Source organism: Kitasatospora sp. NPDC090091, assembly GCF_044747365.1.
Lineage (GTDB): Bacteria > Actinomycetota > Actinomycetes > Streptomycetales > Streptomycetaceae > Kitasatospora.
The window spans coordinates 19,863-33,472 of the sequence record NZ_JBIVDY010000015.1; the positions used below are offsets into that span (position 1 = coordinate 19,863).

7 protein-coding genes are annotated in these 13,610 nt (G+C 74.2%); 6 read left to right on the top strand and 1 reads right to left on the bottom strand.

What is annotated here, in order from left to right:
• Positions 1 to 89: 89 nt before the first annotated feature.
• The 6 genes from ACIPSC_RS25170 to ACIPSC_RS25195 all read left to right on the top strand — a co-directional run bounded on the left by ACIPSC_RS25170 (position 90) and on the right by ACIPSC_RS25195 (position 10,681).
• Complete coding sequence (locus tag ACIPSC_RS25170; RefSeq protein ID WP_400828328.1) at positions 90 to 1,223, top strand: patatin-like phospholipase family protein; 1,134 nt, start codon at positions 90 to 92, stop codon at positions 1,221 to 1,223.
• A gap of 179 nt (positions 1,224 to 1,402) precedes the next feature.
• On the top strand, positions 1,403 to 1,912 hold the full coding sequence (locus ACIPSC_RS25175) for a DUF6912 family protein (RefSeq protein ID WP_400828329.1): 510 nt from the start codon (positions 1,403 to 1,405) through the stop codon (positions 1,910 to 1,912).
• 86 nt (positions 1,913 to 1,998) lie between these two features.
• Positions 1,999 to 2,655 carry an HAD family hydrolase gene (locus ACIPSC_RS25180; RefSeq protein ID WP_400828330.1) on the top strand — a complete coding sequence of 219 codons (657 nt, stop codon included), beginning with the start codon at positions 1,999 to 2,001 and terminating at the stop codon, positions 2,653 to 2,655.
• 164 nt (positions 2,656 to 2,819) lie between these two features.
• The gene (gene pruA, locus ACIPSC_RS25185; RefSeq protein ID WP_400828480.1) at positions 2,820 to 4,445 is read left to right on the top strand and encodes an L-glutamate gamma-semialdehyde dehydrogenase; all 1,626 of its coding nucleotides are present in this window, start codon (positions 2,820 to 2,822) and stop codon (positions 4,443 to 4,445) included.
• Positions 4,446 to 4,803: 358 nt separating this feature from the next.
• Positions 4,804 to 9,753: an NAD-glutamate dehydrogenase gene (locus ACIPSC_RS25190; protein ID WP_400828331.1), complete on the top strand. Its 4,950-nt coding sequence runs from the start codon at positions 4,804 to 4,806 to the stop codon at positions 9,751 to 9,753.
• 106 nt (positions 9,754 to 9,859) lie between these two features.
• Positions 9,860 to 10,681, top strand: coding sequence for a hypothetical protein (locus ACIPSC_RS25195; RefSeq protein ID WP_400828332.1), 822 nt, complete (start codon positions 9,860 to 9,862; stop codon positions 10,679 to 10,681).
• Between the two features lie 75 nt (positions 10,682 to 10,756).
• On the opposite strand, the gene ACIPSC_RS25200 is transcribed toward ACIPSC_RS25195, so the two are convergent.
• A complete protein-coding gene (locus ACIPSC_RS25200) occupies positions 10,757 to 13,600 on the bottom strand; it encodes an FtsK/SpoIIIE domain-containing protein (protein ID WP_400828333.1) in 2,844 nt (947 codons plus the stop codon).
• Between the last annotated feature and the right edge of the window lie 10 nt (positions 13,601 to 13,610).

Below are 13,610 nucleotides of genomic sequence, written 5' to 3' on the forward strand. Positions count from 1 at the left end.
CACGATCGGAGCCGGACCGGAAACCACCGGCGGACGGACCGCACCGCCCGGCACGGCGAGAACCGCCCCGACGACGACAGGCGGCCGGCATGACGACATGGGCATCGCAGCCCCCGCCCGCGGGGGCCGGAGCGGCGGCGCAGTGGCCGGCGCAGGCAGCGCACGCACGGCCGGCGGAGACCGGGGCGGCGCCTACGGCCACCGCCGACGCCACCCCCAGGTGCGGCCTGGTCCTGGGCGGCGGCGGGATGCTCGGCGCGGCCTGGACGGTCGGTGCGCTGTGCGCCGTGGAGGAGGCGACCGGCCGCCGCCCGGGCGACGCCGAGGTGCTGCTCGGCACGTCGGCGGGCGCGATCCTGGCCGCGCTGCTGACCGGCGGGGTCGGCGCCGACCAGCTCCGCGACCACCAGCGCGGCCTGCCCGTGACCGCCGGCCCGCTGGCCGGGCTGGACTTCGACTACGACACCGCGGTCGGCGGCGCCCTGCCGCCGCGCCCGCGCGTCGGGATCGGCTCGCCCGGCCTGTTGCGGGACGCCGTCCGGCACCCGCGCGCCCACCCGCTGCTGACCACGGTCTCCGCGATGGCGCCGCACGGCCGGGGCTCGCTGGCCATGGTCGGCGAGCTGGTGCGCGGCCTGCACGGCCCGGGCGGCTGGTCGGACGCCTCGCCGCTGCGGGTGGCGGCGGTGGACTACCGGACCGGCCACCGCGTGGTCTTCGGCGACCGTGGTGCGCCGCCCGCGGCGATCGCCGACGCGGTGATGGCCTCCTGCGCGATCCCGGGCTGGTTCACCCCGGTTCGGGTGGACGGCTCCGCGTACGTCGACGGCGGCTGCTGGTCGGCCACCAACGCCGACCTGATGATCGGCCGCGGTCTGGACGAGGTCTTCGTGCTCGCGCCGATGGCCCTGCGGTTGCAGCCCCGCGAGCGTGACGAGACCGGGCGGGGCACCCTGGCGGCACTGCGGGAGTGGCACGCCGACCGGGACCGGCCGCGCGGGGTGCTCACCCAGCTGGTCGGCGGCTACCGCCGGGCGGTGACCCGCCGGCTGATGCGCGAGGCCGGGCTGCTGCGGGCGAGCGGCGTCCGGGTGCACCTGCTCGCGCCGACGCCCGCCGACCTCGCGGTGATGGGCCCGAACCTGATGGACCCGGCCCGGCGCGCCGCGGTGCTGGAGAGCTCCCTGCACACCAGCCGGGCCGCCCTGGACGGTGTCCGCTGACCGGCCGGGGACGGCCCTGCCCGAACCGGGGCGCTCCGCCCGGCGGCGTACCGCGAACGGCCGCGCGCCCGGCGCACACGGCGCGGGCATGCGCCGAACGGTGATCACGAGCGCCCTCGCGCAGCTTATTCTTGGGGCGCTGGAAGCTGTGCCGCTGGACGAACCGGAGAGTGCCACCGATGCGCGTGTACGTGCCCACCACCCTGACCGGCCTGGCGGCGGCGCACCCGGGCGGCGCCCTGGACCAGACCGCGGCGTACGCCGTGACCCCCGCGCTGCGCGAGTGGTACGTCAGCGACGACATCGAGGAGCTGGAGTACGCGGCGCTCAACCGGGCCGCCCAGTCCTCGCTGCGGCTGCTGGCCACCGACCCGCAGGCGCCGCGCCGCCGGGTCGTGGTGGCCCTGGACGTCGCGGACTCCGCCGTGAAGCCGTTCCCCGGCGACGAGTACCAGGACCAGGCCTCGCTCGGCCGCGTGGTGCTGGCCGGCCCGGTGCCGCTGGCCAAGGCGGCGGCCGTGCACGCGGACGTCTCCGACACGGACGTGGTCGCGGACGTCGCGGCGGCGGTCGAGGCGGTCGCCCGGGCGGACGCGGGCGACCAGGACGCCCAGTTCACCGTGGACGGTGCCGAGGACCACGAGCTGCTCTGGTTCGCCACCCAGGAGATCCCCGCGCTGCTGGCCTGAGCCCGCTGCCCCGGCCCGGGCCCGGGCCGGGGCGGGGTGAGCCCCGTCCTACCGGCCGGGTGACGGCCGGGGTTACCGTTCCCTCCGTGCGCGCTCATATCGTCTGGGACTGGAACGGGACTCTCTTCCACGACATGGAGGCGGTGCTCGGCGCGAGCAACGCCGCATTCGCGACCGTCGGCATCGGGCCGATGACCATGCAGGAGTACCGGGAGCAGTACGAGATCCCGATCCCCCGCTTCTACCGGCGGCTGCTCGGCCGGATGCCGTCCGAGGCCGAGTGGCTGCTGCTGGACGACGCCTTCCACGACCGCTACCGGGAGCTCAGCGCGGCCTGCGGCCTGACCGACGGCGTGCTGGAGCTGCTGGCCGGCTGGCGGGCGGCCGGCCACAGCCAGTCGCTGCTGTCGATGTACGAGCACGAGAGGCTGGTGCCGATCGTCGACGGCTTCGGGCTGACCGGCCACTTCCTGCGGGTCGACGGCCGCAGCGGCCCGTCCGGCGGGCAGAAGGCGGAGCACCTCACCCGGCACCTGGCCGCGCTCGGCGAGCACGTGGACCCGGCCCGGACGGTGCTGATCGGCGACGCCGCGGACGACGCGCTGGCGGCGCTGCACGCGGGCGCGCACGCGGTGCTGTACACCGGCGGCTCGCACACCCGGGAGAAGCTCGAGCCGGTGGGCGTGCCGGTGGTGGACAGCCTGGCCGAGGCGGTCGAGCTGGCCGGACGGATCGCCGGCTGAACCAACGGCTCTGCCGGGCCCGCGCCGCGGTCGGCGCGGGCCGCTCGACGTGGCGCGGACCACGTCCACCGGTGGCGTGTCTGAGCGGGCGAACCGGCCCTTCCCTCGTCAGGCTGGATTGACGCCAGCCCACCCCGGCGAGGAGAGCGAGAGCCGCCATGCCCATCGACGCAGTCACCCAGGTCCCGACCCCGGGCAACGAGCCGGTGCAGGGCTACGCGCCCGGCAGCCCGGAGCGGGCCCGGCTGGTGCGCCGGCTGGACGAGCTGGCGGCCGAGCAGATCCCGCTGCCGATGACCATCGGCGGCGAGCAGCGCTTCGGCGGCGGCGAGCGGATCGACGTCGTCCAGCCGCACCACCACGCGGCCAAGCTCGGCGTCCTCGGCAACGCCACCCGGGAGGACGCCCGGGCGGCGGTGGACGCGGCGCTGGCGGCCGGGCGGGAGTGGCGCTCGCTCTCCTTCGACGACCGGGCCGCGGTCTTCCTGCGCGCCGCCGACCTGCTCGCCGGGCCCTGGCGGGAGACGCTCAACGCGGCCACCATGCTCGGCCAGTCCAAGACGGTGCAGCAGGCCGAGATCGACTCCGCCTGCGAGCTGATCGACTTCTGGCGGTTCAACGTCGACTTCGCCCGGCGGATCCTGGCCGACCAGCCGATCTCCTCGCCGGGGGTGTGGAACCGGACCGACCACCGCCCGCTGGAGGGGTTCGTCTACGCGATCACCCCGTTCAACTTCACCGCCATCGCCGGCAACCTGCCGACGGCGCCCGCGCTGATGGGCAACACCGTGGTCTGGAAGCCCGCGCCGACCCAGACGCTGGCCGCGCACCACCTGATGCGGCTGCTGGAGGCGGCCGGCCTGCCGCCCGGCGTGATCAACCTGGTGACCGGCGACGGGCTGCAGCTCTCCGCGGTGGCACTCGCCGACCCGGCCCTGGCCGGGCTGCACTTCACCGGCTCCACCGCCACCTTCCAGTCGCTCTGGCAGACCGTCGGCGCCAACATCGCCGGCTACCGGACGTACCCGCGGATCGTCGGCGAGACCGGTGGCAAGGACTTCCTGCTGGCCCACCGTTCGGCCGACCCGGACATCCTGCGGACCGCGCTGGTCCGCGGCGCCTTCGAGTACCAGGGCCAGAAGTGTTCGGCGCTCTCCCGCGCCTACCTGCCGCGCAGCGTCTGGCAGCGGATCAAGGACGACTTCCTGGCCGAGGTGGACGCGCTGGCCGTCGGGGACGTCACCGACTTCTCGAACTTCATGGGCGCGCTGATCGACCGGCGGGCCTTCGAGAAGAACCGGAACGCGATCGACCGGGCGAAGAGCGACCCCACGGTGGAGCTGGCCGCCGGCGGCCAGTACGACGACGCGATCGGCTGGTTCGTCCGCCCGACCGTGCTGGTCTCCTCCGACCACCGCAACGAGATGTTCCGGACCGAGTACTTCGGCCCCATCCTCGCCGTGCACGTCTACGAGGACTCCCGCTGGGAGGACGTGCTCGGCCGGGTCGACGGCGGGGCGCCCTACGGCCTGACCGGAGCGGTGATCGCCCAGGACCGGTACGCGATCGCCCAGGCGGTGGAGGCGCTGCGGTTCACCGCGGGCAACTTCTACATCAACGACAAGCCGACCGGCGCGGTCGTCGGCCAGCAGCCGTTCGGCGGCGGCCGGGCCTCGGGCACCAACGACAAGGCGGGCGCGGCGCAGAACCTGCTCCGCTGGACCTCCGCCCGCTCGATCAAGGAGACCTTCGTCCCGCCGACCTCGTACGGCTACCCGCACATGGGCTGACCGGCCCGCCGGGGGCGGGGGGCGTTGCCGCTGGTGGCGACGGCTTCAGCGTTACTGCTGGTGGCGACGCCGACGGCGAACATGACCGGCCGGTTTGGACATGGTGTCCAGGACGGACGGATCTTCCTACAGGATTGCGCCTCCCTGTCCCCTGACACCTTGGATTCCTCCCGTTAGGCTGGCTGGCGTCGTCGGGTGGCTGCAGGCCGAACGTCTCGTCCTACCCGCTGAAGAGCCTTTTCATGCGTGCCATGGAGGTCTTTCAGCCGGTAGGTGCGGCAGGATTGCGGAAGACCCGGCGGTGCACATCCACACACCACCGAGTCACGCAACGGCGCGCGACAGGAGCCAAGAAGTCATGCAGACCAAGCTGGACGCAGCCAAGGCCGAACTGCTCACGAAGGCAGCAGCAGCCGCTGAGAACAGCCAGGTGGGGGGAGCGGCGCCGGGGGAGGGCCTGAGCAACGGCGCTCTGACCGCGTACCTGCACCACTACTACCTCCACACCGCGCCCGAGGACCTGGTCAACCGCGACCACGTCGACGTCTACGGCGCGGCCGCCTCGCACTACCGTCTCGGGCTCAAGCGCCCGCAGGGCACCGCCGAGGTGCGGGTGCACACCCCCTCGGTGGAGGAGAACGGCTGGTCCTGCGGCCACACCGTGGTCGAGGTCGTCACCGACGACATGCCGTTCCTGGTCGACTCGGTCACCAACGAGCTGTCCCGCCAGGACCGCGCGATCCACATCGTGATCCACCCCCAGCTGGTCGTCCGCCGTGACATCACCGGCAAGCTGCTGGAGATCCTGGACATCGACGCCTGCGCCCGCAGCAAGGCCGCCGGCGCCGAGTGGCCCGCCGACGCCATCGTCGAGTCGTGGATGCACATCGAGATCGACCGCGAGACGGACCGCGAGGACCTCCGCTCGATCGAGGCCAACCTGCGCCGCGTGCTCGGCGACGTCCGCGAGGTCGTCGAGGACTGGGGCAAGATGCGCGACTCCGCGCTGCGCATGGCCGACGAGCTGGCCGAGCAGCCCCCGGCCGGCCTGCCCGAGCAGGAGGTCGGCGAGGCCTGGGAGCTGATGCGCTGGCTCGCCGACGACCACTTCACCTTCCTCGGCTACCGCGAGTACGACCTGGTCGAGCACGAGGGCGAGGAGGTCCTGAAGGCCGTCGCCGGCACCGGCCTCGGCATCCTGCGCTCCGACCCGCTCAGCCACGACGACGACCACCACCCGGTCAGCGAGGCCTTCGGCCGGCTCTCCGCCCCGGTGCGCGCCAAGGCCCACGAGAAGAAGCTGCTCGTCCTCACCAAGGCCAACAGCCGCGCCACCGTGCACCGCCCGGCCTACCTCGACTACGTCGGCGTGAAGAAGTTCGACGCCAACGGCGAGGTCGTCGGTGAGCGCCGCTTCCTCGGCCTGTTCTCGGCCGCCGCCTACACCGAGTCGGTCAACCGCATCCCGGTCGTGCGCCGCAAGGTCCAGGACGTCATCGCCCAGTCCGGCTTCTCCACCGAGAGCCACGACGGCCGCGACCTGCTGCAGATCCTGGAGACCTTCCCCCGGGACGAGATCTTCCAGACCGCGGCCGACGAGCTGCTCCAGATCGCCACCAGCGTCCTCTACCTGCAGGAGCGCCGCCGGCTGCGGCTGTTCCTGCGCCAGGACGAGTACGGCCGCTACTTCTCCGCGCTGGTCTACCTGCCGCGCGACCGCTACACCACCCGCATCCGGCTGCGCCTCATGGACATCCTGATGCAGGAGCTCAACGGCGCCTCGATCGACTACACGGTCTGGTCGACGGAGTCGGTGCTGACCCGTCTGCACTTCGTCGTCCGGGTCACCCCCGGCAGCGAGCTGCCGCACCTGACCGACGCCGAGGTCGAGCGGATCGAGGCCAAGCTGGCCGAGGCCGCCCGCTTCTGGATGGACGGCTTCAACGACCAGCTGCACCTGGAGCTGGGCGAGGAGAAGGCCGCCGAGCTGTCCCGCAAGTACGCCAACGCCTTCCCCGACGGCTACCGCGCCGACTTCACCGCGCGCACCGCCGTGGCCGACCTCAAGCAGATCGAGTCCCTGCACGGCGAGGGCGACTTCCGGCTCAACCTGTACCAGCCGGTCGGCGCGGGCGACGACGAGCGCCGCTTCAAGATCTACCGGGTCGGCGGCCCGATCTCGCTCACCGAGGTCCTGCCGGTCCTGCAGCGCCTGGGCGTCGAGGTGCTCGACGAGCACCCGTACGCGCTGACCCGCGCGGACGGCACCACCGCCTGGGTCTACGACTTCGGCCTGACGCTGCGCGAGGCCACCGAGCTCACCGACGAGGCGCGCGAGCGCTTCCAGGAGACCTTCGCCGCCACCTGGACCGGCAAGGCCGAGAACGACGGCTTCAACGAGCTGGTCCTGACCGCCGGGCTGACCTGGCGCCAGGCGATGATGCTGCGTGCGTACGCCAAGTACCTGCGCCAGGCGGGCTCCACGTTCTCCCAGGACTACATGGAGGACGCGCTCCGCAACAACACCCACACCACCCGCCTGCTGGTCAACCTCTTCGAGGCCCGGCTGAGCCCGAGCCACCGCTCGGGTGCGCTCGAGCTGACCGAGGGCATCCTGGAGGAGCTGGCCGGCGCGCTGGACGAGGTCGTCTCGCTGGACGAGGACCGCATCCTGCGCTCCTTCCTGCACCTCATCACGGCCACCCTGCGCACCAACTTCTTCCAGCACACGGGCGACTCGGGCGAGTGGCACTCCTACGTGTCGATGAAGTTCGACCCGAAGGCCATCCCGGACCTGCCGGCCCCGCGCCCGGCGTTCGAGATCTGGGTCTACTCGCCGCAGGTCGAGGGCGTGCACCTGCGCTTCGGCAAGGTCGCCCGCGGCGGTCTGCGCTGGTCCGACCGGCGTGAGGACTTCCGCACCGAGATCCTCGGCCTGGTCAAGGCGCAGATGGTGAAGAACACCGTCATCGTGCCGGTCGGCGCCAAGGGCGGCTTCGTCGCCAAGCAGCTGCCGGACCCGTCGGTGGACCGCGACGCCTGGCTGGCCGAGGGCATCGCGTCCTACAAGACCTTCATCTCGGCGCTGCTCGACATCACCGACAACCTCGTCGGCGGCGAGGTCGTCCACCCGGCCGACGTGGTCCGCCACGACGAGGACGACACCTACCTGGTCGTCGCCGCCGACAAGGGCACCGCGACCTTCTCCGACATCGCCAACGGTGTCGCCGAGTCGTACGGCTTCTGGCTGGGCGACGCGTTCGCCTCCGGCGGTTCGGCCGGCTACGACCACAAGGGCATGGGCATCACCGCCCGCGGCGCCTGGGAGTCGGTCAAGCGCAACTTCCGCGAGCTGGGCGTCGACACCCAGGCCGAGGACTTCACGGTGGTCGGCATCGGCGACATGTCCGGTGACGTCTTCGGCAACGGCATGCTGCTCAGCGAGCACATCCGCCTGGTCGCCGCCTTCGACCACCGGCACATCTTCCTCGACCCGAACCCGGACGCGGCCGTCTCCTACGCCGAGCGCCGCCGGCTCTTCGACCTGCCGCGCAGCTCCTGGGACGACTACGACAAGTCGCTGATCTCCGCGGGCGGCGGCGTCTTCCCGCGCAGCGCCAAGTCGATCCAGCTCAGCCCGCAGGTCCGGGCCGCGCTGGGCATCGAGGACGCCCGCCTCACCCCGGCCGAGCTGATGAAGGCGATCCTGCAGTCGCCCGTCGACCTGTTCTGGAACGGCGGCATCGGCACCTACATCAAGGCCGCGGCCGAGACCAACGCCGAGGTCGGCGACAAGGCCAACGACGCCATCCGCGTCAACGGCGAGCAGGTCCGGGCCCGGGTCATCGGCGAGGGCGGCAACCTCGGCTGCACCCAGCTCGGCCGCATCGAGTACGCGGCCTCCGGCGGCCCGCAGGGCACCGGCGGCTGGGTCGACACCGACGCCATCGACAACTCGGCCGGCGTGGACACCTCGGACCACGAGGTCAACATCAAGATCCTGCTCAACCAGGTGGTCGCCGACGGCGACATGACGGTCAAGCAGCGCAACGCCCTGCTGGCGGAGATGACCGACGAGGTCGGCCGCCTCGTGCTGCGCAACAACTACGCGCAGAACGTGGTGCTGGCCAACGCCGTCGCCCAGGCGCACAGCATGGTCAACGTCCACTCCCGGATGATCAACCGCCTGGAGGCGGGCGGCCAGCTCGACCGGGCCCTGGAGTTCCTGCCCGCCGAGCGGCAGATCCGCGAGCGCCAGCAGAACGGCCGCGGGCTCTCCCAGCCCGAGCTGTCCGTGCTGCTCGCGTACACCAAGATCACCCTGGCCGACGAGCTGCTCGCCACCGAGCTGCCCGACGACCCGTACTTCCGCACCGCGCTGCACGAGTACTTCCCGAGCGCGCTGCGGGCGAAGTTCGCCGACGCGATCGACCACCACGCGCTGCGCCGCGAGATCATCACCACGCTGATCGTCAACGACACGATCAACCGCGGTGGCTGCACCTTCGCCTTCCGGCTGAAGGAGGAGACCGGCGCCACGTACGAGGAGATCGCCCGGACGCACACCGCCGCGCGGGCCGTCTTCGGCCTGGAGGAGATCTGGTCCGAGATCGAGGCCCTGGACAACAAGGTCCCGGCCCGTGCCCAGACCAAGATGCGCCTGCACTCGCGCCGGCTCGTCGAGCGCGCCACCCGGTGGATGCTCAACAACCGCCGCCAGCCGCTCGACATCGCCGGCACCATCGAGTTCTTCCACGACCGGGTGAACCAGGTCTGGGGCTCGCTGCCCAAGCCGCTGCGCGGCGAGGACCTGGCGTGGTTCGAGTCGGTCTACCACGAGCTGGCCGCGGCCGGCGTGCCGGAGGACCTGGCCACCCGGATCGCGGGCCTGTCCTCGACCTTCCCGACCCTGGACATCACCGAGGTCGCGGACCGGTCCGGCAAGGACGTCGCCGAGGTCGCCGAGCTGTACTACGACCTCGCCGACCGCCTCCAGATCACCCACCTGCTCGACCGCATCATCGAGCTGCCCCGGGTCGACCGCTGGTCGTCGATGGCCCGCGCCGCCATCCGCGAGGACCTCTTCGCGGCCCACGCGGCCCTGACCGCCGACATCCTGGCCTGCGGCCCCGAGGGCGCCACCCCCGAGGAGCGGTACACGGCCTGGGCGGAGCTCAACGCCACCCTGCTGAACCGCGCCAAGAGCACCCTCGACGACATAAGGGGTTCGGACAACTACGAGCTGTCCAGCCTGTCGGTCGCGATGCGCGTGATCCGCACCCTGCTCCGTACGGGGTCGATGCGCTGACGGCAGTCGGCTCCACCGGCGGGGCCCGCGTCTTCGGACGCGGGCCCCGCCGCGTTCCCCCACCCGCGTTCGGTACGGTGGCCTGCGAACGAGGGGGATGATCACTGTGCTGGATGCACGTTCCCGGCGCTCGGCTGCCGCCGTCCTGGCGGTCGCGCTGGTCGCCGGAGGGGCCGCGGCCTGCGGGCCGGACGGGGCGGGCGCGACCGCGGCGGCGTCGGCGTCGGCCACCGCCACCCCGGCCCCGGAGCCCTTCGGCACCGGCGGCTACCGGGGGCTGAAGCTCGGGATGACCAAGGACGAGGCGCTGGCCACCGGCGCCCTGGAGACCGCTCCGGTCTCGCTGCTCAACGGCTGCACCGACTACGCCTACAAGGGCGGCCCGGCCCCGGACCAGGTCCGGATGGCCGCCGAGGACGCGCTCAGGGCCAAGTACGTCCAGGCGGACGCCCGGTCGGAGGAGACCAAGCAGGGGTTGGGCCCGATGCCGACCATGCCGCCCGACGCCTCGACGCAGCAGGTGAAGGACTACGTGGACCAGATGGGGCGCATGCCCGAGAAGCTGAGGGTCCACCAGGAGGCGCACGAGCAGCTGATGAAGGTGCTCGACGAGATGAAGACCGCCCGGGAGACCCGGGACAAGGCCTTCCTCGCCACCGGCCGGGCCGGGTTCGGCACGCAGGGCCTGCGCGAGCTGGTCGCCCCGGCCGGGACCCGCACCGCGGAGGGGATCGGCGCAGGCTCGACCCTGGACGAGCTCAAGCAGGCCTACGACGCCAAGGGCCTGAAGGCGGCCGAGAGGGACGGCCGGTTCGAGATGCCGGCCGAGGGCAGGCAGAGCAGCGAGGGCTGGGTGTACGAGTTCACCGTGGACGGCGCCAAGGTCGCCGGCCTCGCCCTGGTCAAGCGCGGCACGTACTGCTCCTGAGGCCCGGGCCCCCTCGGCCCGCCCGGCCCTTCGTCGGGCGGCGGGCCGGGGGGTCGGTGGTGCCGCCCCGGCCGGTCAGTGCTTGGCCGCCCGCTGGAGGGCGCTGGCGAGCAGGGCGAGGTCGGTCGGCCCGTTGCCCAGCTCGCGGACCGGCCGGCGGGCCGGCGGGGCGCCGAGCTGGAGCGGGTCTATGGCGACGACGGTGGGCCGCAGCGTCGCGGTGCGAGGGATGCGGCCGCTGATCCGGGCGGTCTGGAAGGCGGTCACGCCGCCGTCCGGCAGCCGCAGGTAGCCGCGGCCGGGGGTGTCCTCGGCGAGCGAGGCGGCGTCGCCGAGGTGGATCAGCAGGTCGGAGTCGGCGGGGTCGTCCGTGCGCAGGGCGATCCGGAGCAGGGCGGCGTCGTCGACCTCGGTACCGGCGCTCTCCTCCGGGCGGCCGGTGGCGACCGCGAGGTGGACGCCGAGCGGGCCGCCGCGGCGGGCGACCGCCGCCAGGGCGCGGGCGAGCGGGCGCCCGGCCGGGGAGGTGGGGGAGAGCAGCGCGTCGTAGTCGTCCACCACGACGACCAGCCGGGCCGGCACCGGCGCGGCGGCGGGCCGGCGGGGCTCGGCGGTGCGCGGCGGGCCGCTCTTCGAGGCCTGCGCCGGTACCTGGGCCACCGGGCGCGCGGCCCCGACCACGGCCGGCACCGGCACGGCGGGCCGCTCCGCGTCCAGGCCCCCGCCGGCGAGGCCCCGCTCGCCGTCGAGGATGCGCGCGGCGTGCCAGGAGGCGAAGTCCAGGCCGTCGAAGAGCCGCTCGCGCAGGGCGAGTTCGTCCTCCAGCGCCTCGGCCGCGAGCAGCGCGGCGCGCGGATCGGCGGCCGCGTTCACATGGCCGGTGACGTGCGGCAGCTCGGTACAGCCGTCGAGGCCGTCCTCCACCGCGCGGCCCTCGATGACGGTGACGGCCAGCCGCTCGGGCCGCTCGGAGACGGCCAGCGAGGCGATCAGCGTGCGCAGCAGCTCGGTCTTGCCGGAGCCGCGCGCGCCGCCGACCAGCAGGTGCGGGCCGCCCGGATCGGGGGAGGGGAGGGTGAGCTCGGGGTCGGCGAGGTCGAGCGTGCAGAGCTCGTCACGGGTGGTGCCGAGCAGGGCGGTGGCGGCGCCGATGCCGCCGGCGTGGGCCGCCCAGCGGGCGGACAGCTTGGCCGGGGTGACGGTGTCGAGCTGGAGCAGGTCGAGCAGGCGCAGCGCGTCCGGCAGCGGGCCGCGGGCGGCCGGGACGGCCTCGCGCAGCGGGGCCAGCACCCGGGCCAGCCGCTCCGCCCAGGCGTCCGAGACGGCGTCCAGCGCGATCTCGTGCAGGGTCTCGCGGCCGCGCGCGACCGGCCGGTCGAGCGAGAGGTGGGTGCCGACCTCCCCGGTGATCAGGGCGGTGGCGCCGAGCCCGCGCGGCAGCAGCTCGGGCTGCTCGGCGAGGCAGATCGGGAAGATCCCGACCGCCGGGCCCTGGCGCAGCAGCAGGTCCAGCGCCTGCCGGGCGGCCTCGGTGGCCGGGCGGCCGTCGACCACGACCACGGTGGCCGGGTGGCCGCCGAGGCCGACCGGGCCGCTGAGCCGGGCGGTGAGCTCGCCGAGCCGGGCGGCGGCCTGCTCGTCGTCGAGGCCGATCAGCAGCCGGCAGTCCTGGCCGTCGGTGGGGCGCAGGTGTGGCAGCCAGAGGGCCCAGGCCCAGGTGTCGGCGCGGTTCTGGGCCGGGCGGGCCGGGTCGGCGTCGACCACGACCAGGCTGAGGCCGGTGGGCGGGTGCAGTGCGGCGAGCTGGGCGACGACGGCGCGGGTGAGGGCGTCGAGGCGCTCGCGCGGGCCGCTCAGGCCGAGGCTGCCGGCGGTCTGCAGGTCGAGGGTGACCGGGACGGCGGACAGCAGGGTGCCGGGGCTGGTGCCGGGGCCGCCGGGCCGGTCGCCGGTGCCGAGGCGCAGGGTGAGCGCGTCGGGGTGGCCGGGGCCGCGCTCCCAGAGCCGCGGGCCGGGGCCGAGGGCGTTGAGCAGCACGGTGGCGAGGTCGGGGAAACGCTCGCGCCGGGCGGTGGTCTGGCGGAGCCGGACGGCGGCGTGGTGGCGCTCGGCGCTCTCCTCGGGCGGCTCGGCGGCGGAGCGGCCGAGCCGGAGCGAGAGCAGGCCGCGACCGCGGCCGGCGGCGGGCTCGGGGATGGCCGGCGGTTCGGCGGCGGGCGGGGCGGGCCGGGCCGGCGGGGGCGGGGCGAGCTGGAGGTGGCCGTGGCCGTCGGGCAGTGCGGCGCGGACCGGCGCCCCGGAACCGTCCCCGGGGGCGGCGACCTGGAGGGTGGACTCGCCGATCCGGAGCAGGGCGGTGCCGTCGAGCGGGACGGCCTCCTCCGGAGGGCCGGGCGGGACGAGCCGGCCGTCCAGCGTGGTGCCGTTGGTGGAGCCGAGGTCGCGGACGGTGACCCGGCCGTCCTCGCCGAGGTGGAGGGCGAGGTGGAGGCGCGAGACGTCCGGGTCGTCGAGCGGGACGTCGGCCTCGCCGGAGCGGCCGACCCGGATCTCCCGGCCGTGCAGCCGGTGCACGCCGCCGGCGTCGGGGCCGCCGACCACGCGCAGCTCGGCGGCGGCGGTGCCGTCGTCGGGGTCGTCGGCGGTCGGGTCGGGCTCGTTGAGGCTGAGCACGGCGCCGTCGAGCAGCGGGGGGTGGCCGAGGAGGGTGTGCTCGTCCACCCGGTGCGCCCCGGCGTAGAGGTGCACATGGGTGGCGGCCCGTGGGCCGCGCACGCCCACGGCGCCCGCGAGGGCGCCCGCGACGGAGCCGAGCGCGGTGCCCACGGGTGCGGTGACCAGCACGTCCACGTAGGGGATGGCGGAGCCGGCGGCTGCCGGGCCGCTGCGCGGTCGGAGGACGGTCAGCCGGATCTGCATCTCGCCCGCG